This is a genomic window from Vibrio anguillarum (genome assembly GCF_001989995.2).
Taxonomy (GTDB): Bacteria; Pseudomonadota; Gammaproteobacteria; order Enterobacterales; family Vibrionaceae; genus Vibrio; species Vibrio anguillarum.
Genome location: NZ_JAHGUP010000026.1, coordinates 1 through 24,959, shown reverse-complemented (window position 1 = coordinate 24,959; position 24,959 = coordinate 1). Strand labels below are relative to the sequence as shown.

The window sequence follows — 24,959 nt, the reverse complement described above, 5'->3', positions numbered from 1 at the left end:
TTCTTGTCACAATAAGGACTGAGATTAGCATAAGTGCATTCTATACTTGAGAATTTTATGTTTTGAATTGCCTAAACTGCAGGCTATTTCATTTCACAGTTCAATGCGTGTTCGTCTTGCTCTTCTAGCTCATTCATGCTGCTGAGTAGTACGCGATGAGGTTGATAGAAATTTAAGTAACGAATAGCAACATAACCCACCACAATAGTTGCCACAATTAACTCTAACCCAGCTAACCAATGCACTTGCTGTACATACTCAGCACTCACCCCAACGGTTTCCATCCAATGTGTGAGTTTAAATAGCGCCGTTGCACCAATCACCATTGGGAAGGTAAACGCTGCGTAGCCTGGGCTAAAAGGCAAGCGTAATAATTTAAAGAAAGCTAAGTAGATAATCGTTGTCATTAACACGGCAATACCAAATAAAATGCCGATGATCACTGGCGATGGGTTAGCCGTGACAGTTAAGTAACCAGCCAATGAGAGGCTCGCTGGCGCCGCCAAAATAGCCATAGTTGGTTTTGCTGCATCTGGAACTTCATGTGTGAACATGAAACGGTAAATCATCATCGGCAGCATCACCGCATAAGCGACTAAACCGAACATCATGGTTGCATTTGCGATTGGTGCAAGTGCTGGGTTTCCAGAAAATGCCACATCGGCCACAATAATACCCACAGGTGGAACGAACCAACTTGGCACCATGTGGTGAAGTTCAAAAGACTGCGCGCGATGGTACAAAAAACTGACCAAGAAGATGATGTGCAAACCCACAGCAAATAGCCATAACGCATCACCAGCCATTGGGTAAAAATGGCCTAATGAATTGGAAACCACCATTGTGCCCATCGCAAAAGTAGGCACAACACTGCCCACAACCGGATGAGCGAGATCTTGGCGTAATAAGTGGCCATGAAAGAGAAATTTAAACGCAAGAACCACCAGCAACACGCTGGCAATAACGGCCCCACTTAATTGTCCATAACCTTGTAATGGTGCAAAGTTTTCCCAACTCCAACCCAAGCTTGCGATGCCTAGAGCTAAACCCGCCATAGGGGTTGGCGCACCCATAACTTTCGCTTTTGCTGCTCGAATCATATTGACCTCTCATCAGAACTAACAAAGTAGTTGTTCAATGTCGCTATCATACGCTTGCCTTTTGTTCTGATATATCTAAATATATAGAACACACGTTCAGATTAATTAAACAAAATTATGGCTGCCAATATTTCTCTTAAGCAATTGAAAGTATTCACTTCAATTACGCAACACAAAACCTTGACCCAAGCTGCAGAGGCGCTGTTTTTGTCAAAAGCGGCCGTGAGCATGTCACTGTCTGAACTGGAAAAACAGCTTGGGCATGCGCTGTTCGATAGGGTCAATAACCGTTTAATCCTCAATCAAGAGGGACAAAAACTGTTGCCGCTCGCCGATGAACTGCTAAGCCGTGCGAGCAACATCAACCAACTGTTTGACAGTGAGCAAACCCTCGCAGGCCAATTGCGCATTGGTACCAGTGATACGATTGGCAACCATGTTGCACCTTATCTACTCAGTCAATTTCGCCAGCAAACCCAACACATCTCGCAAAGTTTGTTTATTTCCAACTCGGCGCTGATTTGCCAAAAGTTGGTCGATTACGAACTGGATCTTGCGTTGATTGAAGGAAAAACACTGCACCCAGAGCTGATTTCAACGCCTTTTTCACACGATGAAATGTGTATTATTTGCGCACCCGAACATCCACTCACAATGATAAATCAGCTCACCCTCAATGATTTCGAACAGAGCCAATGGGTATTGCGCGAAGCGGGTTCTGGCTCGCGAGAGTTTTTCTTACGGGCTATCGCACCACGACTTGAGCAGTGGCATGAAGCCTTTGAATTGAATACCACTGAAGCCTTAATCAACAGTGTTTCGGCAGGGTTAGGTTTGGGCTGTTTATCCACCCTTGCTGCGCATTCAGCACTGCAAGATGGCCGGGTTAAAAGACTCGATGTTCCGCTGGACATGAAACGCCGTTTTTGGCTATTGGTGCATAAAGAAAAATACCAAAGCCCACTGCTCAAACACTTTATTGAATTTTGTTATCAATGGAACAAAGAGTAGCCATCCACCTCTCACTTTTTCCTGCTCACCTAGACTTCATGGTTTAAAAACTGTATAAACAGCCAGTAGAATTAATGACTAAGTTAGAGGATTAACCATGGCTGTAATCGTCAAGTACGTGGTGGAACGCAACGGAGAAGAAAAGATGACTTTTACCTCTAAAGCAGACGCTGACGCTTATGACAAAATGCTCGATATGGCAGATGAGCTTTTCGAACTGTTAGGGAAAAGTGAGTTGCTAGAAGATGAAGCCAAGCAAGAAGCTTTGGCGATGTTCTTAGCGCAAAACAAAGAAGAAGTGCTTTACGCACTTGGCGCAAAGCGCAAGCCTGCACCGGCTAAGCCTAAAAAAGCCAAAGCGGTAAAAGACGAAGCACCAGAAGAAGATGCAGCTTAAGGCGATTAAACGCTTAACTTAAGATAATAGAACGTGAAAAGACCGCTGCTTCGTCAGCGGTTTTATATTTCTGTCTAAAGAAATACATCGCTAAAAAGACAAAAGGTATCGTTTTACGGACTTTCTCCTCTTTTGCCCTTTCCTACCCCTGCCTCACTCTTTATGATGCTTGATAAATCGAGTGCGCCGCAATGATGCTCAACCTACGCTGGCGAGCGCATCAATAGTGACAACATGGAGATATCAAAATGGCTTACTTTGCACTTGCCTTTGGCACGGCAACCAAAAACCGTGATGGAAAAATTATTGAAGCGTTTTTTCCAGCGCCAATTCTCAACCCAAGTGACGCACTAGTAAGCGAGCTTGCTCAAGTCTCTGGTTATGGCGAAGGCAACCAGCATATCGACATCTCAACTGAGCAAAGCGCCCAACTCGCCGCGATATTTGCTCGACATGATCAGGCTAACAATGCCAGTTTTGCCGATAAAGCCGCTAACGCCTCACAACCACTGGTGCTGGTTATTTTAGCTTCCGACGAACAGCCTCAATCAGTCGCTGAAGGCTTTTTGAAGCTACAACTGATTTCACACCGTTTAGTGAAACCACACGGTACTGTGCTTGATGGTATTTTTGGCCTGCTGCACAACATCGCATGGACCAATGAGGGTCCTATCGATCTACCTGAACTAGCGGATCGTCAAATTGAAGCTCGCCTTGCAGGCCGAGCTTTAACGGTAGATTGTGTCGATAAATTCCCGAAAATGGTTGATTACATTGTCCCAGCGGGCATCCGTATTGCGGATACCTCGCGCGTTCGCCTTGGCGCGCACGTGGGCGAAGGTACCACTGTGATGCATGAAGGTTTTATCAACTTCAACGCTGGTACAACAGGCGTGAGCATGGTTGAAGGGCGTATTTCTGCTGGTGTAGTTGTTGGTAATGGATCGGACATCGGCGGTGGCGCTTCTATCATGGGTACGCTTTCTGGCGGCGGTAAGGTCGTGGTCTCTATCGGTGAAAACTCACTGCTTGGCGCAAATGCAGGCTTAGGTTTCCCACTCGGCGATCGCTGCACAATAGAATCAGGTTTGTACGTAACTGCTGGCACTAAAGTGCGTATGCTCGATAACCAAGGCCAAGAAGTGGAAATCGTCAAAGCACGTGATTTAGCTGGTGTATCGGATCTACTTTTCCGTCGCAACTCGATCACTGGTCAAATTGAGTGTTTAGCCAATAAATCAGCCGTTGAACTGAACAGCATGCTGCACAGCCATAACTGATCCAGTTTTTCTGATAAAAAGGCTTGGCCATGTGCCAAGCCTTTTTCTTTTGCGCGCTTTCTACTGCTAGGCTACTTTCTACTTTTTTATTTTGCTACTTCCACGTTACGAGCCAAACCGTTATCCCGGGTGGCCATCGACTCTCGGCGTAAGTAACATCGTGCCGAATTTCCACACAAACAGAGTAAAAGCCAATATCCAGAGTGCGGCACTGATATTCACCATCAAAAAGAGTTGTGCTGGAAAAAACGCTACACCGAGGCTGCGTACCAATGCCGACATCATCAAAGCCGCAAACGCAATACTCATTTTAGGCCCTTGATAAATCGCCCTGCCGGTATGCCCCATGGTCACGCGTGCAATCATCGACAAAATCAAGCCTGAGATGGCTCCAATAGCAAAGAGATGGATCAGGTTATGAGTGACATATACATCATCAATTAACCCGCGCAGTAATAAGCTCAAAGGAATGCAGGCATACGCAGCGTGCAGCGACCAAACCAGAGGCTCACTCAATGTTAGCCATGGTTTCCAACGCATCCAACGTACCCACTGCGCTAACCCAGCCAGTAACATGATAGGCTGACCAATCTGCACCATCGTCAGCGGGAAGAAACTCAAAATAAACAAGGCCGCAATGGGTGCATTGGCTAACCAATCGAGCCATACCCATGGCTGTGCTTTTTCAAAGTTAAAACGCCTTGCGCTGAAGAAAGGGATCACGCGTGCTCCCATGACTGATAGCAACAATGTGAACCACCACAACATCGCCTGCCATACCGCCGCTGAGCTAAAGGGCGGCATTCCTTTAATGGTGGCATAACTCGCAAAGTTCGCGCCGATCGCTAAAATAAACAGCGGCACAAAAAAGAGATTTTTCCAGCCTTTCGCTTGCACTACTCGGCAGCCAATTTCATAGGCTGAAGCGGCCAAAAAAAGCGCTTCGACAGAAGAGATGACCCACAAAGGTGTCGGCGTCCACAATAAGATTCGAGGCGCTAGCCACAAGGCGACTAACACGGCTAAGCGATAATGTTTCGTGCCATTAATGCCAGTCCAGTTCTGTACGGCAGTCAATAGAAAACCGACCACAATTGCCATAGCAAAACCAAACAGCATTTCATGTACATGCCACCACAGCGCAGGAACTTGCAATGCCGATGGCTGACCTGTTTGAAACATCCAGACCCATAACGTCACCGCTAAAACGGCATATACGCTACCAAGTAGGAAAAAGGGACGAAAACCAAGGCGCAACCAAGCGGGTATGCGTTGTTCTACTTTTATATCGGTAATATTGAGCACTGTGACCTCTTACGGCGGTGGTGGATATCATGACAGACGACCAACACCACAAGCACAATTCAAGCCAATAAAAATACCAAATAAAAACAACGCAATAAGAAACATCACTCAAAAAAAGAGTCATAACAACTCAATAAAAAACAGTCATTATGACTCAATGAATTCACTTAAACTCTATCCTAACCAGTGGTTACACGCATAGCACTGCTGTTCGAGCTAATCACCACACAAGCCGTCTGTTTTTGTTTACCAAAACCGATGATTTGTGACAGCGCTTTTTTACCGACCGGAATGAAGGCCGAAGCCATCGCATCCGCTTCTGTTTCTGCATGAGGATCGTGAATGAAGAAGAATTTATCGCTCATACCACTGAGTACGATCCAATGCGGCTCTTTCTTACCATCGAAACGATAAGTGCTGATGAGTAGCAGCACACATGCCCCTTCCGTCACCCACGCTTCCAGTTGCTCTTGACTCGGTGGTGCATCAATCATCGCCACATCTTGATGAGTAAGCTGCTCACAAAAATCAAGATGAACCAATTCGATAACTTGTTTTTTATTGGCATCTCGCACGCTATCAATAAAAGGCGTGCTTTTGTATTGGCTCCACAGCTCCACATGATAACCGCGTCGACTAGCAGCCAGTGCCAACCCTTGGCCGCTGCACCCACCGTGCCCTGCCGCCATAAAAATCGTTGTTGCTTCTCGCCACAGTTGCAGCTCAGCGGTGCGACTCGGCTCAAACGATTTAGACAAGCAAGAAAAGCTCATCAGCAAGCATGCCGCACCGCAAGTAAATGGCGTAGTCTGAACATAAAGTGGCATCGGTAATTGCACCTTAGGCCCTTGTGGCGACAAGCGTTTTTGCATCCGGCGTCCATTACACAAATCATCGTAATAATGGATAAGAAATTTCAGGGTTTTATAGCCCATTTTTTCATATAAATTTATCGCTGCCGTATTGTCTTCACGCACTTCTAATCGTAATGTAGTGGCACCTTGATCAAGAGCAGCACGCTCGCATTGCTCGACCAAATTTTGAGCAATCCTCTGGCCTCTGAAATCAGGTTTTACGGCAATCGAATACAACCTTGATAGCTGTGTACCTTGATGAAATAGTAGCAATGCATATCCAGCCAGCTCTGTGCCGGCATCGGCCACAAACAACACCGCTTGGTTGGAATGTAAAAAACGCTTCATTTGACGTGGAGAGATTTTATCTCCGTCAAACAGCTGTTGTTCTAACGCATTAAGAGCAGTGAGATCAGCACTTTTCGCAAGACGAAAGTCCATACGACGTCCTTAAGTGGTTGGCAAGATTGCGGCTCAATATTATTCCTATTGATTAAGGAAAAGAATAGCAATGGCAAACCTTTTGATCGTGACCGACCAGTCCAGTGACTGGCAACAATACTTCCCTTCAGAGCAAGTGGTAAGTGTAGACCAATACCTCAACAGTAATGGCACCCATACTCATCGCAGCCTGCAAGTGGTCAACCTGTGTCGCGATTATGGCTACATGAGCAGCGGCTATTACTGCTCGCTGATGGCAGAGGCACGCGGCCACCGCGTTATCCCTCGAGTGATGGCAATCAACGACATCAATCAACCCTTTTTACTCTCTTCTGGCTTATTGAAACTCAATAAACTGTGCGCCCAAACCGATTTTATACAGTGCAAAATTTATTTTGGCCGCACCGCAGAAAAAGGCTTGGATAAACTGGCTCGCCGTCTGTTTGAACAGTTTATGGTGCCCGTCATTGAGTTGGAAATGAACCGCGTTCAAGGGCAGTGGCAAATCAGCAAAATTGGCCCTTTCCCATTCCAAGATTTGAACGACCAAGAGCAAGATTTCTTCGTCGAATCATTAGAACTGTTTTCAACCAAAGTTTGGCGTAAACCGAAGCAAGAGAAAAAGTACCGTTACGATATTGCAATGCTGGTGGACGAAGAAGAGAAAATGCCACCTTCTGATCCCTCAGCATTAAAACGTTTTCGCCGCGCCGCAAACCGTTTAGGGGTTAACCTAGAAACCATTTCACCGGATGACTTATCGCGTTTGGGTGAATTTGATGGCTTGTTTATTCGCGCCACCACGAACATCAGTAATTACACTTACCGCTTTGCAAAAACGGCTGAGAAAATGGGCTTGGTGGTGATGGATGATTCTGAATCGATCATGAAATGCACCAATAAAGTGTTCTTAACTGAGTTGTTGCAACGCAACAAAGTGCCTGCGCCAAAAGGCGTGATTTTGCAAAGTTTTGATGAGCAATGGAAAAGCAATGTCATGCAGGAGTTGAGCTTTCCCATGGTATTAAAAATTCCAGATGGCGCATTTTCACGTGGCGTGGTCAAAGTACGCGACGAGCAAGAGCTGGAACGCGAAGCCGGCGCACTGTTTGAAAAAAGTGCTCTGATTTTGGCACAAGCCTTCATGCCAACTGACTTTGACTGGCGCATCGGTGTAATGAACCGCCAAGCCATCTTCGCCTGCAAATACATGATGAGCCGCGGCCACTGGCAAATTTATCAACACCACAACAGTGGCCGAGTCTCTTCTGGCGGCTTTGAAACCTTGGATTTAAAACAAGTACCTAAAAACGTGGTTGATGTTGCCTTAAAAGCGTCAAACCTTATCGGCAGTGGCTTGTACGGCGTTGACTTGAAAGAGATTGATGGCCAAGTTTATGTAATTGAAGTGAATGATAACCCTAGTATTGATCACCAAGTTGAGGATGCGTTTTTAGGCGATCTTCTTTACGATAGGATCATGACTGAGTTTCTGCGCCGTATTCAAATGCGCGGCTTCTGATCTCAATTGGTATAATCTACTGCTCCTCAATGCAGAGTCATTGAGGAGCAAGTTATAAGGATATTCATGGAATTTTTGATCGACCAGTGGCATTTTTCTGCATCCGCTCCGCAGCAAAAACTCAATAGTGCTTCACTGATTGAAGCCGGGAATTGGTATCACTGCCAACGCGATATTCCCGGTTTAAAAGAGTGGTTGCTGCAGTATCAGATCCCCACTTCAATTGTCGACAGCCTCTTAGCAGAGGACACTCGCCCACTGTTTGAGCAATACGATGATGAGAACTTTTTACTGATTTTGCGTGGCGTCAACATGAACGACAACGCCAACCCGGAAGATATGTTGAGCGTGCGCATTCTCTATTTCAATGGCGCGCTGCTTTCAACCCGCAAAATTCCGTCAAAAGCCGTCAATGTAATCCGTGACCTACTGCAGGCCGGGCAAGGCCCGCAAACCCTTTCAGATGTACTCGTGCAGATCATTGATGGTTTAAACAAAAACATCGATAACTACTTAAACAGCATTGAAGCGAAAATCACCCAATACGATAACGAAATTGAACTCAGTGACGAGCTGATGCAGACGCATAAAGCGCTGCTCAAAATCAAACGTTTTATCAAACCTCAGCAATACGCCATCGATGATTTCAGTGATTCCAAAGTCTCGCTGGCAAATGATAAAAACTTGCGTCTGCGCCACAGCGTTAACACCATCACGCGCATTAATGAAACCCTCGATTTTTACCTTGGAGAGCTCGAACTGATCAAAGGGGAATTACGTCAATATCATGCAGAGAAGATGAACCAAAACACCTATTTATTCTCGGTGATTGCGGCGATCTTTCTACCCACAAGCTTTTTAACTGGCTTACTTGGGGTTAATGTCGGCGGTATTCCCGGTACTGAATCCCCCGTTGCTTTTGCTCTCTTTTGCATCGCACTGGTTGGTATTTTTGGTTTAGAGTTTTGGATTTTGCATCGGTTACGTTTTTTCAATAAGGAGTCGTAATTCACTGATGATGTATATTTTTGGTTATGGCAGCTTGATCAACTCCGCTTCTCGCCAGTTAACAGGGCAAACAGGAAGAGCTATTCCCGTGGTCGCGCATGGTTTAGTTCGTTACTGGGGAAAAATTGATGAGAGCTACATATTGTCACCTTTGGTGGTGAATGAAGGACAAGGGCAAGTCAACGGCGTACTGCTGGAGATCGATGAAACCGCTTTGGCAGAATTTGACCGTCGAGAGCGTGGTTATGAGCGAGTGCCCCTCAACGCTAATCAAATCGAGAGTAATGACGCTTTTAACCTCCAATGGCCGATTTGGGTTTATGTCAAAGAGGCACCAGAACCTCCCTGCGAGCGAAGCCCTATCGTACAAACCTATGTCGATACCGTGCTGGCTGGTTGTTTAGAGTTTTCAGAAACCTTTGCGCGCCATTTTGTTGAGCACACGGTAGGCTGGCAACATCCGCTGATTAACGATCGCCTCGCGCCGAAATACGGTAATTTAGCAAGGGTAGAACCCTGTCATCATGCGATCATTGATGGGCTGATTGCTACGGTACGTTAGCGCATTAGCTTTTATTCCAATTTTAAACGTTTACATTAATTAGAAGCCTTGACTTACCTATATAGAAAGTCGTAATTATCATATTGATTGCATTGTTCGTTTGCCTTATTTACACCACCATTGTTAAATACAGCGAGCAATAGCAAGAGGTGTAATATGGCTACCATAAAAGATGTAGCTCGCGAAGCCGGTGTGTCAGTGGCAACGGTTTCACGAGTCATCAATAAATCCCCTAAAGCGAGTAAAACATCGATTGAAGCGGTCACCGCCGCAATGAGTTTGCTTGGCTATCGGCCTAACGCCGCCGCACGAGCTTTAGTCAGCCAAAGTACCGACACCATAGGCGTGCTAGTCAGTGACGTTTCCGATCCTTTTTTTGGCATGCTCGTGAAAGCGGTCGATAATGTGGCTCATGACAATGGCAAGCATCTGTTGATTGGCAATGGTTATCACCGTGCTGAAGAAGAGCGCCAAGCGATTGAACTGTTGATCAACAGCCGTTGTGACGCTTTGGTGATTCACTCGAAAGGTTTATCGGATCAAGAATTGATCGACTACGCCGCCGAAGTGAAATCGATGGTATTGATCAACCGTCATATCCCGCAACTGGCTAACCGCTGCATCTCATTGGATAACTACAAAGGTGCTTATTTGGCGACTGAGTTTTTGATCCGCCACGGTCATAAAAAAATCGCTTGTATTGGCTCTTCTCATTCGATTGAAGACGCTACAGATCGCGTAGCTGGTTATCAAGCCGCGTTGAAAGATCACGGTATTGAGATCGCTCCTAATTACATCGAGTTGGCCGAACCACACAGCGAAGGTGGCGAGCAAGCGATGACTCACTTGCTGATCCGTTCGATCGACATGACTGCCGTGGTCGCCTACAACGATAATATGGCAGCGGGCGCGTTAAATGTGCTTGAGGAGAATGGTGTAAAAAGCCCTGAGCAAATTTCAGTGATCGGCTTTGATGATGCGTTGATCGCACGCTACATTCGCCCAAGGCTGACCACCATCCGCTACCCAATCGAGATGATGGCTGAAAAAGCCGCTAAACTGGCACTCCAATTAGCCCGTGGCGAAACGATAGAAAAAGAACCGATGATTTTCTCACCGACTTTGGTGCGTCGAGATTCGGTAGAAAAAATCTGACGCACTCAGGTTGCACTTTCACTCGCCACTTTGGGCATCAATACTCAACACATAAGCGACGCACCCACCTTAAACGTCAAATTGGTAAATGGTGGTATGAGTATATTCTTGCCCTGGCAGAGTAATACAGCTGGGTTGCTGCCATTCGGGATGATTGGGGGCATCCGGCAAGTATTGAGTTTCTAATGCGACCCCCGCATAGCCTTGATAAACCCCACCGCGCCGATTGGGCGTCCCCGATAGCCAGTTTCCACTATAAAGTTGTATGGCTGGCTTAGTCGTAAATACGCTCATGGTTACCTTTGCATCTGGTGATTTCAGTTGCGCGGCGCACACGGTTAAATCAGCTTTATCAGGCAATAAATAACTGTGGTCATACCCTTTGCTTGCTTGTTGCTGCTCATCTTTGAGTAAGTCACGACCTATTGATTTTGCAACGCGAAAATCAAAGCCCGTGTCGATGACAGATTTTGGCCCTGACAATGGGATTCCATGTGGATCTGTGGGTAAAAATTGATCGGCTTTTATAAAGAGTGAATGATCTAAAATCGTATGATCACTCTCTGCGCCTAGCAAATTAAAATAGGCGTGGTTGGTTAAATTAAGCGGCGTTGGTTTATCTGTGGTCGCTAAATAACGGAGGATCAATTGATTCTGATCGTTCAGTTCATAGCTCACGGCAATGTCAACATTACCGGGAAAACCTTGGTCACCATCCGATGAATGGATTGAAAACGTCACTTGTTGAGCACTTTTGTGAGCAATAGTCCAACGACGCTGATCTAACCCTTCAAGACCGCCATGCAAACTATTTCCAGCTTGGTTGGTCGTCACTTGATAGCGTTGATCATTTAATTCAAATTGGCCTTTAGCGATCCGGTTGGCATAACGTCCCACAGTGACGCCCATATAGCTTTGTTGTTTCTGGAAGTCGCTCATGGTGGAAACACCCAGCAGAACTTCTCTGCGTTCCCCATCCTTAAGCGCCAACTCACAACTGAGCCATGTTGCGCCAATATCCATTAATACTACGCGGCTACCAATGCGGTTAGTCAAACTGACAAGTTGTGCCGGGTGGCCATCATAGGCTACTTGCTGAGTCATAGTGTGAACAAGTGAAGATGTGCAGCAAGCCTCCACTAGACCAGCGCCCTCTTTTGCTTGGCAGACGTAAATCGACGCTTTGAGGCCAGTCGCCACTTCATATTTCTCATCGACAGCCGCTTTCACTGCATCAACCAATGTCGGTGGGACAAGTGCCACAATACAGCCACCAAAGCCGCCCCCAGTCATACGCACACCGCCTTGGTCACCAATCACCTCTTTGATGATATCAACCAAGGTATCAATCTCTTTGACCGTAATTTCAAAATCATCACGCATCGATGCGTGCGATTGAGCCATCAGCTCGCCCATGCGCTTCATGTCGTGGGCGCGCAACGCTTGGGCCGCTTCAACAGTACGGTCATTTTCAGTAATGATGTGACGAGCACGTTTAGCCACCAACTCATCAAGCTCAGAAACTTTTTGGTTAAACTGTTCAATGCTTACATCACGCAGCGCTTTGACGCCAAAAATACGCGCAGCCTCTTCACACTGCTGGCGGCGGGTGTTGTATTCGCTATCCACCAAGCCGCGTTTTTTATTGGAGTTGACGATCACGACGGTCATCTCTTCTGGCATTGAAACCGCTTGTGTTTCTAGGCTACGGCAATCTAAAAGTAGCGCGTGGTTTTCACGACCTTGCGCCGAAATCATTTGATCCATAATACCGCAATTACAGCCGACAAATTCGTTCTCGGCCTGTTGGCCATTTAGTGCGATTTCCGCTTGAGAAATATCCAGTTGATAAAGTTCTTTAAAAGTTTGACCGATCACGACCTCAAGCGCAGCCGAAGAGCTAAGCCCCGCTCCCTGTGGAACATTACCGCTGACAGTAATATCCGCCCCGGTAAACGAGTACCCACGCGCAAGCAAACATTTCACCACGCCGCGAATGTAGTTCGCCCACATTTTGTCTTGTTGGAAAGTAATCTCTTGGGTGAGGTCAAACTCATCAAGTGCATTGCCATAATCAACAGATACGATGCGGACTAAATTATCTTCACGCTTGGCAGCCGCTACCACGGTTTGATAGTTAATTGCGCAGGGGAGCACAAAACCGTCGTTATAGTCGGTGTGCTCACCAATCAAATTTACACGGCCTGGTGCTTGGATGATATGACTAGGCGCGTAGCCCAACACTTGCTCAAAAGACGCTTTCACATTTTGGATTAAATCAAACATTTGCATTCCTAAACTCATAAACTGGTTTTCATTTCTCATTAACCACTTAGCGCTATGAAAAAAACTTTGTTAAGCCCAAGTCGTTGGAGGCGCAGCGAGGTGATAAGTAAATTCAGCCAATGAACATAGATTACCTATGTTCTTAGGGTGCGTTTACGCAGCAACAAGGCTACAACTGCACAGATGACGTTACTGCTCTTTGTAGTGAACATCACTTAGCTCGCGCAGACGCTGCGCCGCTTGTTCTGCGGTTAAATCTCGTTGGCTTTCAGCCAACATTTCATAACCCACCATAAACTTACGAATCGAGGCACTGCGCAGCAGTGGTGGGTAGAACAGTGCATGCAGTTGCCAATGGTCAATGTTCGTACCCTCTTCAAAGAAAGGCGCGTAATGCCAGCCCATAGAATAAGGGAAAGAACATTGGAACAGGTTGTCGTAACGGCTGGTCAGTTTTTTGATCGCAACGGCGAGATCGTCACGTTGCGCATCACTCAACTCACTCATGCGACGGATATGCGTTTTTGGCAGCAACATGGTTTCAAATGGCCATGCAGCCCAGTAAGGCACAACAGCCACCCAATGCTCTGTTTCCAGCACAATGCGTGAGCCATCTTTCAGCTCAGCTTGCACATAATCCACCAGCAGGTTACTACCCTGCTGTTGGTAATACGCTTTTAGGTTGTGCTCCTTGCGTTCAATTTCATTGGGTAAGAAGCTATTAGCCCAGATTTGGCCGTGTGGGTGAGGTTGGGAACAACCCATGGTTTCGCCTTTGTTCTCAAATGCTTGCACCCAAACGTACTCTTTACCTAACTCTTCGATTTGATCGTTCCACGTATCAATCACGCTGCGAATGTTGCCCACGGGTAACTCTGGCAGAGTTTTGCTGTGATCTGGAGAGAAACAAATCACTCGGCTCAAACCACGCACACCTTGAGTTTTGAATAGAGGGCTATCGGACTCCGGTGCATCTGGCGAATCTACCATCAGTGCTGCGAAGTCGTTGTTGAATACGTATGTACCTTGGTAGTCTGGGTTGACATCACCAGAGATACGCTCGTTTGTCGGACAAAGAAAACACTTCTGATCATAACTTGGCAGTTCATCTACCGCTGGCTTTTCATCAGCCCCGCTCCAAGGGCGTTTAGCGCGATGTGGTGAGACTAAAATCCACTGCCCCGTGAGTGGGTTGTAGCGACGATGTGGATGATCCACTGGGTTAAATTCAACATTCGACATATTGCTTACTCAATTATGCTATTTGATAGTCCAGCACATCACGCCAGATAAAAATTAAGCTGATTATCACTCTGGAAAAAGTCTAACAGCCTTACTCGCTTTCAATCTGTGATCAAAACACCACAATGTAAACGTTTCCATGAAAACTCTAAAACAATTCCCTTCACTTAACTGATTTTATTTAAATTACGTATACAATACGCACAGGTAGGCTCTAGTGAGATGTTTTGCTGCCCACCACCTTGCACCATCATCTTCTCTAGTTCGACTTACCTTGCTGAGTTTTAGCCCATGACCCAAAGCCGTGTAGAACTGAATAACCGAATGAATATCGTCACTTTGACTTGGCCGATCTTTATTGAGATTTTATTACGGACGGCGATTAACACCAGTGATGTGTTTATGCTGAGTAGTTATTCAGACAAGGCTGTATCAGCGGTTGGGGTTATCACTCAAATCAATTTTTTCTTGCTGATTGTCTCAATGATGGTCAGCAGTGGTACAGGGATCCTGATTGGACAATACAATGGCTCTGGCCGCCAAAGTGAATCGGCACATGTTGGGGTGGCCAGTTTACTGCTTGGATTAATCATTGGCTCATCGCTCAGTTTAGCCGCTTATTTGAGCGCTAATTCAGTCATGAATGCCTACGGCCTAGAAGCGCAGGTTGCACAATATGGCTATGAATATCTGGTTATCAGTGGCAGCTTTACAGTAAACGTTACCATCGGCATTGTACTGGCGACGATTTTGCGCAGTAACGGCTACTCCAAAGCGCCGATGTTCATTAATTTATTTGCCGGATTATTGAATATAATCGGTAACTATATTGCTATTTTTCAACCCTTTGGACTGCCCGTCTACGGTGTACAAGGGGTTGCGATATCAACAGTGTTCAGCCAAATTGTCAGCACTATTTTGCTGTACTACACCGTTAAGTACTACCACATATCACTACCGGTGAAAGAGTGGAAAATCATCCCGAAGCCGCTATACCAGAAGATCATCAAGATCGGCATGATGAATGCGGGAGAGATTCTTTCCTATAACATGATGCAACTGACGGTGATTTTTTTCGTTGTAAAAATGGGCACGGCTTCATTGGCCGCGTTTACTTATGCGCAAAACATTGCCCGTCTCGCCTTTGCATTCTCAGTGGCTCTTGGGCAAGCCGGGCAAATTCAAACTAGCTACTACATTGGTAAAGGTTGGGTGGATGAGATTCTGACTAAAGTTCAACAATATTTTGTGGTTGGCTTTCTCGTCTCCAGCACATTGACGACCTCAATTTATCTACTGCGCGCTGACATCATCGCCCTCTTCACTTCTGATCCTGAGATAACGGCCTTGGTCGCAGGGTTAATTGCTGGCTCCATTGCAATGGAAGCCGGGCGCACGTTTAACCTAATTTTTATTGCCGCACTCAAAGGCGCAGGAGACATTCGCTTTCCAGTGCAGATGGGCATATTAAGCATGTGGACTTTTGGCGCAGGTTTAACTTACTTATTTGGCCTACATTGGGGATGGGGAGTTATGGGTGCATGGGTGGCCATTTCGGTGGATGAATGGTTTAGAGGCATCATCATGTTTAGGCGTTGGCGATCTAAGGCTTGGACTAAGTTTAAACTCAGTTAACCCATGCCTGTCTGTTTATCGTTTTTCTGCGGTTTACAAATGGTTAAGGATTAAATTTGAATCTGCTCAAACATCCTTTTAAAGTAGCGAAACAACGTCTCTTTAAGAGTGCTTATGCACATGTTTACTATTTTCAAAACTTTTTTTCTGCTTGGGTGGATAAGCTTTGGTGGGCCAGCCGCTCACATTGGTTATTTCCGCAATACATTCGTTGAAAAATTAAAATGGATTGAAGATAAAGAATACGCACAGATCGTTGCCTTAAGCCAGTTTTTGCCAGGGCCAGGTTCAAGCCAAGTTGGGTTTGCACTAGGATACCATCGTGGTGGCTTATTGGGTGGATGCGCCGCTTTTGCTGGTTTTACACTCCCTTCGGTTTTGATCATGGTTGCCCTTGCCATCGCCAGCAGCCAATTACTACAAACCCCCTTATTTCAAAACGTGATTCACGGCTTAAAACTGCTAGCCGTTGTGGTTGTCGCGGATGCCACATGGGGAATGTATAAAAACTTCTGTAAGAATCGCTTAACCGTTGGGTTGTGTGTGGCCACCGCTGTGATGCTGATTGTTACACCCAGTATTGGAACGCAAATCGGAGTTCTCATTGGGGCAGCGCTGATCGGAGTGAAATGGCTCCCTAGTCAAGATTTAGCCACTGAACGTTCATTTGTCCCCGCTTTCGTCCCTTTCGCTCTCTTTATTGGCTTACTAGTCGGTTTGCCTTTTTCCGCCCACTTGATGCCTGAAATCGCTCTATTTAACCACTTTTATCAAGCGGGTAGCTTAGTGTTTGGCGGCGGGCATGTCGTACTTCCATTGCTGCAAAATTTGGTTGGCGACGCACTTGACCCGGATCTGTTTTTAACAGGATATGCCGCAGCACAAGCGGTTCCTGGTCCAATGTTTACCTTCGCCACTTACATTGGCTACGCTCTACTACCACAAGCGCCAATCTTAGGCGCAACGCTGGCGACCATTGCCGTCTTTTTGCCGGGTTTTTTGTTACTGCTCGGCGTGCTTAAAAATTGGCAAGCCTTAGCAAACTATCGATCAGTATCAGGAGCAATTAACGGTGTTAACGCCGCCGTCGTTGGTTTGCTGCTCTCAGCCTTATATCACCCTGTATTTACAAGCTCGGTCAGCAATCATCTAGATATGGCGATCGTTCTGACCGGTTTTTACCTACTAAAACAGCTCAAACTGCCTATTGTCTGGCTGGTTATATTCTTTATGCTCAGTGGTATTGCACTTGGATTAAACTGAAATTGGCCATACGCCTTGTGACTAAAAATGGCGTCAAATAGCCGTATTTATCTAGTGACCCTGCGTCATCCAACGGCTTTCCAGTACCACCTCATATTGCTTGGTTATATAACCCATTTTTTATTTAAATTTCACGCACGCATCGCTTATCTGTTCTAAACTTATCAATTAGAAGATCTTCTCCATTTCAACCTTGGAGACCCTGTAGCGCAGAGGAACACGCGATGGATACGCATAGCAAAGGTTGCGAGCACGCCTATTTTCCACATGTTGGTCCACTCAATAAGCAACTGGCTAACATACACCAACGAATGCAAGTCAAAGTCCCAGAGATTGACCGTATCTCTTTTGCGCTATACGACCATCATCATGATAATTTGAAAACCTACGCCGACAGCACCTTTCACGGGGGCGAGCTTATACATTACGAGTTTCCACTTGCTGAGCTTCCAGTCCTTAAGCAATGCGCACAAAACGGCCAGAGTCGTAGCGTTGAAAATATCCCAATCCAATTGAAGCCAGACTATCCTCATACTCGCTGGCTAATTGAGCAAGGTTATTGTTCATCACTGGCGATTCCGACTTACCACCAGCAAGTATTTATTGGCTTTATTTTCCTCAACTCGTGTCAAAGCCATTTGTTTACCGAACAGGTAAAGCAGAATGTAGAACCTTTTATTGAGATGATTCGCTTTGCAGTTTGCTCTGAATACGATTTAGTCCACACTATTTTAGAGACTGTAAATTTGACTCAAGCGCGCTCCCCAGAGCATCAACTGGAATCGAAAGAGCATAAAGAACGTATTAGCTGTTATGCCAAAGTCATCGCTACTGAGGTTGCTGACATTTATCAACTGGATGATGAAACCATTGATAACATTATCCAGTTTTCGCGCTATCACGACATAGGCAAACTTGCCCTACCGACAAGCTTATTACTTAACCCGAATACATTAGATAAACCAGAGCGTGCTCAACTGTATAGCCACATAGAAAAAGGGATTGAAATCATTAATCAAATTATTGATGACATAGGTACACCTGATCACCCTTGCATATCCATATTAAAAGAGATCGTCGCTTATCATCATGAGTTTTTGGATGGCAGTGGCTACCCTTACGGCCTAATGCAAGACAATATCCCGATATCGGCACGCATTATTGCTGTTGCCAACGTCTTTGATGCCTTAACAAGCCATCGTCCATACAAACAAGCTTGGTCTGTTCCTTTTGCCCTTCTCGAACTGGAAAAAATGGTCGTGAGCGGCAAGCTTGATAAACACTGTGTCAATGCCCTTCGCTATCATCAAGAGTACTTAAAACAAGTGATTGATACCCACCCAGAAATTGACCCGAAGGATAGATTCAACTGAACAGAAATAAACGTCACTCTGAGTTAATAGTGTCAAAATAAGAAAGTGAATCCAGCGCGCAACTTTAACGTTTAGTAACTACAATCTTCTTTTACCTAACCATTCCACCATGCTAGAGTTAACAAAACATTAACATAAAAACAATAATATTTTTGCCAATAACATGGAGTTAGAGAATGATCCAGCCTAACGAGTTAAGCAAAGCAACTTGTGCTCTCCCACCACCGAATGAAATGATCTTGAAATGGGCAGCGGAACGCCCCAACCAAGTTTATTTAAGACAAATTATTAACCGAAAATTTGTTGAATACACCTATGCTGAAGTGGCCGACAAAGCACTCAGGCTCGCCTCGGCGCTACAAGCGCTAGGGGCAAAACCCCAAGATAAAATTGCACTCATTTCCAAAAACTGCGCTGAATGGTTTGTGTGTGATCTCGCAATGATGCTCGGCGACTTTGTCAGTGTTCCCATTTTTCCAACGGCTGGCGCCGACACCATCGAATACTGTCTCACCCATAGCGAAACAAAAATAGTCATTGTGGGTAAACTCGATAACGGCCAAGCCACCCAACAAGTATTGAACCATTTGCCAGATATCATCAGTATTGCACTACCCTATGATTCAGCTCCCACTTGCGATCACCTGTTTACAAAATTGATTGAGCACTATCCGCCAAGCACAGAACGCCCTGTACATTATGACAACAAGTTGATGTCTTTAGTCTATACATCGGGTACGTCGGGCTTGCCGAAAGGGGCTATGCTGACCTACGGTGCATTTAGCTGGTCAGCTCAGCAGCTTATAAACCACATTGGCATTCAAGAAAACGACCGTTTATTTTCCTACCTCCCTTTAGCTCATATTACTGAACGTGTTTATATTTTGGGCTCTTCCATCATGGGTGGGGTACAAACGGCTTTCCCTGAATCATTAGACACCTTTATTGAAGATGTCAAAATGCATCGCCCGACGCTCTTTATCTCAGTACCAAGGTTATGGACTCTATTTCAGCAACGCATTCAAGACAAATTACCGCAGAAAAAGCTCAATTTTCTGCTAAAGATCCCTTTTGTAAGTACGCTGATTAAGAAGAAACTTGCTGATGGCTTAGGGCTTGATCAAGCACGTGTGCTTGGTTGTGGCTCTGCTCCCGTATCACCGGCGTTATTAGAGTGGTATCACCAAATTGGGCTGAACATTACCGAAGCTTGGGGCATGACAGAATCTTTTGCTTATAGCACCCTGAACTACCCGTTTAGAGCCGACAAATTGGGGTCGGTTGGACGAGCAGGCCCAGGAATCGAACTTAAAATCGCTAATAATGATCATGAGATTATGGTGCGTGGCCAAGGACTATTTTCTGGCTATTATAAAAATGACATTGCAACTCAAGAGTCATTTGATAAAGAAGGATGGCTACATACCGGCGATATCGGTTTTATTGATGCTGAAGGTTATCTCACCATTCAAGGGCGCAAAAAGGATACCTTTAAAACAGCCAAAGGCAAGTTTGTGGCTCCCGTACCTATCGAAAATAAACTGTTCGAATACACTCGAGTCGAGATGATGTGTCTGATTGGCTTAGGGCTTCCCGCCCCTATTTTGCTAGTTGTTCCACATAATTTCCCTCATTTTGATCGCGTTCGTTATGAGCGTACTACTCAAAAAGTCATTAAGCGGATGAATGAGGAATTGGAATCGCATGAGCAAATCAAAGGCGTGCTAATGATAAAGGAGCCATGGTCAATCGAAAATGGTGTCCTCACTCCTACCTTAAAAATCAAGCGGCATGTATTAGAACAGAAATATCATGAAATGGGGCACAATTGGCCAAAAGGACAACTGGTTGTTTGGGAAGAGTAATCCATTCTAATTGAGCAGGTTGGACTTAGCCTCTAACCTGCCAATACACCAAGTTTTCACACTAACAACCTCCTATATTGCCTAATATTTTGTCCTAATTTAACTCCTGTGCCTGCTATACTTAGCTTAAATAACGCTATTGAATAATTGAATCATGACACAAGATAATAACCCGCTGCATGGGGTCACTTTAGAAAAACTACTCACGGATCTCGTTGAATACTATGGCTGGGAAGAGCTCAGCTACATGGTCAATATTAACTGCTTTAAAAAGGATCCGAGTATTAAATCAAGCTTGAAGTTTTTACGTAAAACTGAATGGGCACGTATTAAAGTTGAAGAAATCTATATCAACCTTAAGGGCTAACTAAACGATATAAATTGAGTAGCATAAACTACCTTCGCCCGGCAGTTTCCACTTTTATCGGTTCTGCTTTTATCGGTTTTTATGCCCTTTTCTATTTCGTTGTTACATAAAAAAGCCCCACCAGCTTTCACTGGTGGGGCTTTTTACGTTCAGCTTAGCTTTTAAGAATTACTTCTTATCTGCTTCTTTACGTGCTTTAACGTCAGCAATAACTTGCTCTGCAACGTTTGCAGGACATGCAGCGTAGTGTGAGAACTCCATAGAGAACTGACCACGACCAGATGTCATTGTACGTAGGTGACCGATATAACCAAACATTTCAGATAGAGGAACGTTCGCTTTAATACGTACACCTGTTACGCCAGCTTCTTGATCTTTAATCATGCCACGACGACGGTTAAGGTCGCCGATAACATCACCAACGTGATCTTCTGGAGTAAACACGTCAACGTGCATAATTGGCTCTAGAAGTTGAGCGCCAGCTTTAGGCATAGATTGACGGAATGCACCTTTCGCTGCGATTTCAAATGCGATTGCAGATGAGTCAACTGCGTGGAAGCCACCGTCGAACAGTTCAACTTCAACGTCTAGTACAGGGAACCCAGCAAGAACACCTTGGTCCATCATAGACTTAAAGCCTTTCTCTACAGCAGGCCAGAATTCTTTAGGTACGTTACCACCAACAACTACTGATTTGAACGTGAAACCTGAATTTGGCTCACCTGGTTTGATACGGTAGTCGATCTTACCGAACTGACCAGAACCACCAGACTGTTTCTTATGCGTATAGCTGTCTTCAATTGCTTTAGTGATAGTTTCACGGTAAGCAACTTGAGGAGCACCAACGATAAGATCAATGCCGTGTGTACGCTTAAGGATATCAACTTTGATATCTAGGTGAAGTTCACCCATACCTTTTAGGATGGTTTCGCCAGTTTCTTCATCAGACTCAACTTGGAATGATGGATCTTCTGAAACCATTTTACCTAGCGCAATACCTAGCTTCTCAGAACCGCCTTTGTCTTTAGGAGCAACAGCGATAGAGATTACAGGCGTTGGGAAAATCATTGGCTCAAGAGTACATTCGTGTTTAGGATCACATAGAGTGTGACCAGTTTTCACGTTTTTCATACCAACGATAGCGATGATATCACCCGCTTGAGCGGAATCAAGTTCGTTACGATCGTTCGCGTGCATCTCAACCATACGGCCAATACGCTCAGTCTTACCAGTAGCACTGTTAAGAATGGTGTCACCTTTCTTCAGTTTACCAGAATAAATACGGATAAACGTTAGGGCACCAAAACGGTCGTCCATGATCTTGAACGCAAGTGCGCGGAATGGTTCATCAACAGAAACTGTTGCAACTTTACCAGTAGGCTCACCTGTTTCAGGATCAGTCAGATCTTGAGGTACAACTTCAGCTGGAGCTGGAAGATAATCAACAACGGCATCTAGTAGAAGTTGCATGCCTTTGTTTTTGAATGCTGAACCACAGAATGTAGGGAAGAACGCTAATTCACGAGTACCCTTACGGATACAAGCTTTTAGTTGCTCAATAGTTGGCTCTTCGCCTTCCATATAAGCCATCATTAGCTCGTCGTCTTGCTCTACTGCAGTTTCGATTAGCATTTCACGGTATTCTTCAACTTGCTCTACCATGTCTGCTGGAATTTCTTTGATTTCGTAGTTTTCTGGCTGACCTGAATCATCCCAAACGTAAGCTTGACGATTTAATACGTCAACAACGCCAACGAATTCGTCTTCACGACCAATTGGAAGAGTCATAACAAGTGGGTTTGCGCCAAGAACTTTCTTCACTTGTCCTACAACGCGGAAGAAGTCTGCACCCATACGGTCTAGTTTGTTTACGAAGATCAGACGAGCTACTTCTGAATCGTTCGCGTAACGCCAGTTAGTTTCTGACTGAGGTTCAACACCGCCAGAACCACAGAATACACCAACACCGCCATCAAGAACTTTCAGAGAACGGTAAACTTCAACTGTGAAGTCAACGTGCCCAGGAGTATCGATAACGTTAAAACGGTGATCTTTCCAGAAACAAGTCGTCGCTGCTGATTGAATTGTGATACCGCGTTCAGCTTCTTGATCCATGAAATCCATGGTAGAAGCGCCATCGTGTACTTCACCTGTACGGTGGATTTTACCAGTAAGCTTAAGAATACGCTCAGTGGTAGTGGTTTTACCGGCATCAACGTGCGCGAAAATACCAATGTTTCTGTATTTTGATAAATCTGCCATTGTCTTACTCTGTTAATAAGGTATAAAGTGCGCGCAGAGTATATCACAATCTGTCAAGACTGATACCCTTGCATACGCTTGCTTGAAAAAAAATATAGTACGGTTACGAACTGTCGGTGAAATATAGGTCATAACCGTAAAAGAGGCGAGTTTAATTAAGATTTATAACTCATCAAATGCTTCAATTGCTTCAGATAATTTCTTCACACCGTGCAATTGCATGCCAGGTATTCCACCTTTAGGCATATTCGCCATCGGAATAATTGCTTTCTTAAAACCATGTTTAAATGCTTCATTTAATCGCTCTTGACCACTAGGTACTGGGCGAATTTCTCCGGCCAAACCGACTTCGCCAAACACCACAACATCTTTAGCAAGTGGTTTATCTCTGAAGCTTGAAAGCAGTGCCATAAGAAGTGCTAAATCGGCGCTTGTTTCCGTCACTTTAACGCCACCAACCACATTAACAAACACATCTTGATCGGACATTTGTAAGCCACCGTGCTTGTGAAGCACTGCCAACAATAAAGATAAGCGATTTTGCTCAAGCCCAACGGCGACTCGCCTTGGGTTCGCTAATTGTGAATAGTCAACCAGTGCTTGGATCTCCACTAGCAGTGGACGCGTTCCTTCCCATACAACCATCACCGAACTGCCCGAAGTATCTTCTTCGCCTCGCGAAAGGAAAATGGCAGAAGGATTACTCACTTCACGCAAGCCCTGTCCCGTCATGGCAAAAACGCCGAGTTCATTGACCGCACCAAATCGGTTCTTGTGACTGCGTAATGTACGAAAACGACTATCAGTCCCTCCGTCGAGCAATACCGAGCAGTCAATAATATGCTCTAGCACTTTTGGACCAGCCAAAGAACCGTCTTTAGTAACGTGTCCGACTAAAAATACGGCAACGTTGTTTTGCTTAGCGTAGCGTGTGAGCGTTGTCGCAGACTCGCGCACTTGTGCCACCGTACCGGGAGAGGATTGGACGTCGGCCACATGCATCACTTGAATTGAGTCTATGACCATGATGCGGGGCTGCTCTTTTTCAGCGATTTGGCAAATGCGATCTACATTGGTTTCCGACAGCATTTTAAGCTTATCTTTAGGTAAACCAAGACGAGAGGCTCGCATCGCGACTTGCTGAAGCGATTCTTCACCCGTGACATACAAAGCAGGCATTGACGCTGCGAGCTGACACATGGTTTGCAGCAATAAAGTCGATTTCCCAGCGCCAGGGTTACCACCGATTAAAATCGCCGCGCCGGGTACGACACCACCACCCAATACTCGGTCCAACTCTTTAAAGCCGCTAGAAAACCGTGGAACTTCCTGCAGATTAATATCCGACAGCACTTGGACTTGTGATTCCGTTACCGCCCCAGCGTAACCACCTAGTCGCTCATTACGTGCAACCTGCGGCGATGCTGCCAAGCGTACTTCGGTGATAGTATTCCATGCACCACAAGCACTACATTGACCTTGCCAACGCGGAAAATCTGCGCCGCAATCATTACATACATAGGCGCGTTTTGCTTTTGCCATGCTTCCTCAACAATTCCTGTTTCTTGTTGGTAACCTATACTTTTCAAGCTTAAAGATTAAACTGTTAAGTAATCATGAAGTGATATAGGTTGATTTACGTTTAAATAAAGGTTGAACCTTCGCAACAGATAACTAAAGATTATGATAACGATGCCGATTAATCTTTGAGACGGACACTCTAACAGAAAAGTATGCAGCAATCTGAAATTCTATCAATCGCAGAGCGTTTGATCCCAGCTTACCGTTTACCTGATTTTGAATACCTTCTTTCACAAATGACAGAAGATGAATCACCGTCGGCAAAATTACTGGTCAAAATGGAGCTCAATCGCATCATGGCTCCTTGTGTTAAAAGTATTGACTTGCGAGGTCGGGTACAAGGGGAATGCCGAGAATATGAATTAGATGGCCGAAAACATTGGTTCGACGATGTGGCCTTTAACGCCTATCACAAAGGGGTCAAAAAATTTGGTGCGTACACGGAAGGTG

General features: G+C 45.3%; 19 protein-coding genes and 2 pseudogenes. 13 read left to right on the top strand and 8 right to left on the bottom strand.

Annotated features, from left to right (window positions below; all coding sequences use genetic code 11):
• Positions 1-83 precede the first annotated feature (83 nt).
• Positions 84-1,100, bottom strand: coding sequence for a TDT family transporter (locus PL85_RS07140; protein WP_013856149.1), 1,017 nt, complete (start codon positions 1,098-1,100; stop codon positions 84-86).
• 117 nt (positions 1,101-1,217) lie between these two features.
• Here PL85_RS07140 and PL85_RS07135 point away from each other — a divergent pair, with 117 nt between their 5' ends.
• From PL85_RS07135 to dapD, 3 genes are all read left to right on the top strand, one after another.
• A complete protein-coding gene (locus tag PL85_RS07135) occupies positions 1,218-2,111 on the top strand; it encodes a LysR family transcriptional regulator (protein WP_013856148.1) in 894 nt (297 codons plus the stop codon).
• 97 nt (positions 2,112-2,208) lie between these two features.
• Positions 2,209-2,508, top strand: a complete 300-nt coding sequence (locus PL85_RS07130; protein WP_010318120.1) for a YebG family protein — start codon at positions 2,209-2,211, stop codon at positions 2,506-2,508.
• A gap of 248 nt (positions 2,509-2,756) precedes the next feature.
• Positions 2,757-3,788, top strand: a complete 1,032-nt coding sequence (gene dapD, locus PL85_RS07125; RefSeq protein ID WP_115339252.1) for a 2,3,4,5-tetrahydropyridine-2,6-dicarboxylate N-succinyltransferase — start codon at positions 2,757-2,759, stop codon at positions 3,786-3,788.
• Between the two features lie 120 nt (positions 3,789-3,908).
• Here the strand turns inward: dapD and PL85_RS07120 are convergent, their stop codons facing one another.
• Both PL85_RS07120 and PL85_RS07115 read right to left on the bottom strand, forming a co-directional pair.
• On the bottom strand, positions 3,909-5,093 hold the full coding sequence (locus PL85_RS07120; RefSeq protein ID WP_094163682.1) for an NnrS family protein: 1,185 nt from the start codon (positions 5,091-5,093) through the stop codon (positions 3,909-3,911).
• A gap of 179 nt (positions 5,094-5,272) precedes the next feature.
• Positions 5,273-6,388 carry a GNAT family N-acetyltransferase/peptidase C39 family protein gene (locus PL85_RS07115; RefSeq protein WP_115339253.1) on the bottom strand — a complete coding sequence of 372 codons (1,116 nt, stop codon included), beginning with the start codon at positions 6,386-6,388 and terminating at the stop codon, positions 5,273-5,275.
• Between the two features lie 70 nt (positions 6,389-6,458).
• Here PL85_RS07115 and PL85_RS07110 point away from each other — a divergent pair, with 70 nt between their 5' ends.
• From PL85_RS07110 to PL85_RS07095, 4 genes are all read left to right on the top strand, one after another.
• The gene (locus PL85_RS07110; RefSeq protein ID WP_017046561.1) at positions 6,459-7,910 is read left to right on the top strand and encodes a RimK family protein; all 1,452 of its coding nucleotides are present in this window, start codon (positions 6,459-6,461) and stop codon (positions 7,908-7,910) included.
• A gap of 66 nt (positions 7,911-7,976) precedes the next feature.
• Positions 7,977-8,918: a zinc transporter ZntB gene (locus PL85_RS07105; RefSeq protein ID WP_088729127.1), complete on the top strand. Its 942-nt coding sequence runs from the start codon at positions 7,977-7,979 to the stop codon at positions 8,916-8,918.
• Between the two features lie 10 nt (positions 8,919-8,928).
• A complete protein-coding gene (locus PL85_RS07100) occupies positions 8,929-9,480 on the top strand; it encodes a gamma-glutamylcyclotransferase family protein (protein WP_174223842.1) in 552 nt (183 codons plus the stop codon).
• Positions 9,481-9,636: 156 nt separating this feature from the next.
• Entirely contained in the window at positions 9,637-10,635 is a 999-nt protein-coding gene (locus PL85_RS07095) for a substrate-binding domain-containing protein (protein WP_026027964.1), read from the top strand.
• Positions 10,636-10,704: 69 nt separating this feature from the next.
• Here the strand turns inward: PL85_RS07095 and galM are convergent, their stop codons facing one another.
• The 3 genes and pseudogenes from galM to PL85_RS07085 all read right to left on the bottom strand — a co-directional run bounded on the left by galM (position 10,705) and on the right by PL85_RS07085 (position 14,163).
• A complete protein-coding gene (gene galM, locus PL85_RS18820; protein WP_234826571.1) occupies positions 10,705-11,739 on the bottom strand; it encodes a galactose-1-epimerase in 1,035 nt (344 codons plus the stop codon).
• A 30-nt stretch (positions 11,740-11,769) separates the two neighbouring features.
• Positions 11,770-12,921, bottom strand: a pseudogene (galK, locus tag PL85_RS18815) (galactokinase); the annotation flags it as partial.
• A gap of 189 nt (positions 12,922-13,110) precedes the next feature.
• Positions 13,111-14,163, bottom strand: coding sequence for a UDP-glucose--hexose-1-phosphate uridylyltransferase (locus PL85_RS07085; RefSeq protein WP_105977219.1), 1,053 nt, complete (start codon positions 14,161-14,163; stop codon positions 13,111-13,113).
• Between the two features lie 324 nt (positions 14,164-14,487).
• Between PL85_RS07085 and PL85_RS07080 the strand changes: the two genes are divergently transcribed.
• The 5 genes from PL85_RS07080 to PL85_RS07060 all read left to right on the top strand — a co-directional run bounded on the left by PL85_RS07080 (position 14,488) and on the right by PL85_RS07060 (position 20,666).
• Positions 14,488-15,798 carry an MATE family efflux transporter gene (locus PL85_RS07080; RefSeq protein WP_115339890.1) on the top strand — a complete coding sequence of 437 codons (1,311 nt, stop codon included), beginning with the start codon at positions 14,488-14,490 and terminating at the stop codon, positions 15,796-15,798.
• Positions 15,799-15,912: 114 nt separating this feature from the next.
• Positions 15,913-17,061, top strand: a complete 1,149-nt coding sequence (gene chrA / locus PL85_RS07075) for a chromate efflux transporter (protein ID WP_115339255.1) — start codon at positions 15,913-15,915, stop codon at positions 17,059-17,061.
• 224 nt (positions 17,062-17,285) lie between these two features.
• Entirely contained in the window at positions 17,286-18,434 is a 1,149-nt protein-coding gene (locus PL85_RS07070) for an HD domain-containing phosphohydrolase (RefSeq protein ID WP_094150815.1), read from the top strand.
• Positions 18,435-18,610: 176 nt separating this feature from the next.
• Positions 18,611-20,299, top strand: a complete 1,689-nt coding sequence (locus tag PL85_RS07065) for an AMP-binding protein (RefSeq protein WP_115339256.1) — start codon at positions 18,611-18,613, stop codon at positions 20,297-20,299.
• A gap of 154 nt (positions 20,300-20,453) precedes the next feature.
• Positions 20,454-20,666 (top strand): VF530 family protein, encoded by a 213-nt coding sequence (locus PL85_RS07060; protein ID WP_013856133.1) that lies wholly within the window; start codon positions 20,454-20,456, stop codon positions 20,664-20,666.
• A gap of 168 nt (positions 20,667-20,834) precedes the next feature.
• Here the strand turns inward: PL85_RS07060 and fusA are convergent, their stop codons facing one another.
• Both fusA and radA read right to left on the bottom strand, forming a co-directional pair.
• Entirely contained in the window at positions 20,835-22,928 is a 2,094-nt protein-coding gene (gene fusA / locus PL85_RS07055) for an elongation factor G (protein WP_017043055.1), read from the bottom strand.
• Positions 22,929-23,090: 162 nt separating this feature from the next.
• The gene (gene radA / locus PL85_RS07050) at positions 23,091-24,470 is read right to left on the bottom strand and encodes a DNA repair protein RadA (protein ID WP_013856131.1); all 1,380 of its coding nucleotides are present in this window, start codon (positions 24,468-24,470) and stop codon (positions 23,091-23,093) included.
• 191 nt (positions 24,471-24,661) lie between these two features.
• On the opposite strand from radA, the pseudogene PL85_RS07045 reads away from it, so the two are divergent.
• A pseudogene (locus PL85_RS07045) lies at positions 24,662-24,959 on the top strand (PilZ domain-containing protein); the annotation flags it as partial.

Bases quoted from the DNA above. Each gene is read 5' to 3' on its own strand.
- PL85_RS07140 (WP_013856149.1), bottom strand. From the start codon at position 1,100: ATGATTCGAGCAGCAAAAGCGAAAGTTATGGGTGCGCCAACCCCTATG.
- PL85_RS07135 (WP_013856148.1), top strand. From the start codon at position 1,218: ATGGCTGCCAATATTTCTCTTAAGCAATTGAAAGTATTCACTTCAATT.
- PL85_RS07130 (WP_010318120.1), top strand. From the start codon at position 2,209: ATGGCTGTAATCGTCAAGTACGTGGTGGAACGCAACGGAGAAGAAAAG.
- dapD (WP_115339252.1), top strand. From the start codon at position 2,757: ATGGCTTACTTTGCACTTGCCTTTGGCACGGCAACCAAAAACCGTGAT.
- PL85_RS07115 (WP_115339253.1), bottom strand. From the start codon at position 6,388: ATGGACTTTCGTCTTGCGAAAAGTGCTGATCTCACTGCTCTTAATGCG.
- PL85_RS07110 (WP_017046561.1), top strand. From the start codon at position 6,459: ATGGCAAACCTTTTGATCGTGACCGACCAGTCCAGTGACTGGCAACAA.
- PL85_RS07105 (WP_088729127.1), top strand. From the start codon at position 7,977: ATGGAATTTTTGATCGACCAGTGGCATTTTTCTGCATCCGCTCCGCAG.
- PL85_RS07100 (WP_174223842.1), top strand. From the start codon at position 8,929: ATGTATATTTTTGGTTATGGCAGCTTGATCAACTCCGCTTCTCGCCAG.
- PL85_RS07095 (WP_026027964.1), top strand. From the start codon at position 9,637: ATGGCTACCATAAAAGATGTAGCTCGCGAAGCCGGTGTGTCAGTGGCA.
- galM (WP_234826571.1), bottom strand. From the start codon at position 11,739: ATGACTCAGCAAGTAGCCTATGATGGCCACCCGGCACAACTTGTCAGT.
- PL85_RS07085 (WP_105977219.1), bottom strand. From the start codon at position 14,163: ATGTCGAATGTTGAATTTAACCCAGTGGATCATCCACATCGTCGCTAC.
- PL85_RS07080 (WP_115339890.1), top strand. From the start codon at position 14,488: ATGAATATCGTCACTTTGACTTGGCCGATCTTTATTGAGATTTTATTA.
- chrA (WP_115339255.1), top strand. From the start codon at position 15,913: ATGCACATGTTTACTATTTTCAAAACTTTTTTTCTGCTTGGGTGGATA.
- PL85_RS07070 (WP_094150815.1), top strand. From the start codon at position 17,286: ATGGATACGCATAGCAAAGGTTGCGAGCACGCCTATTTTCCACATGTT.
- PL85_RS07065 (WP_115339256.1), top strand. From the start codon at position 18,611: ATGATCCAGCCTAACGAGTTAAGCAAAGCAACTTGTGCTCTCCCACCA.
- PL85_RS07060 (WP_013856133.1), top strand. From the start codon at position 20,454: ATGACACAAGATAATAACCCGCTGCATGGGGTCACTTTAGAAAAACTA.
- fusA (WP_017043055.1), bottom strand. From the start codon at position 22,928: ATGGCAGATTTATCAAAATACAGAAACATTGGTATTTTCGCGCACGTT.
- radA (WP_013856131.1), bottom strand. From the start codon at position 24,470: ATGGCAAAAGCAAAACGCGCCTATGTATGTAATGATTGCGGCGCAGAT.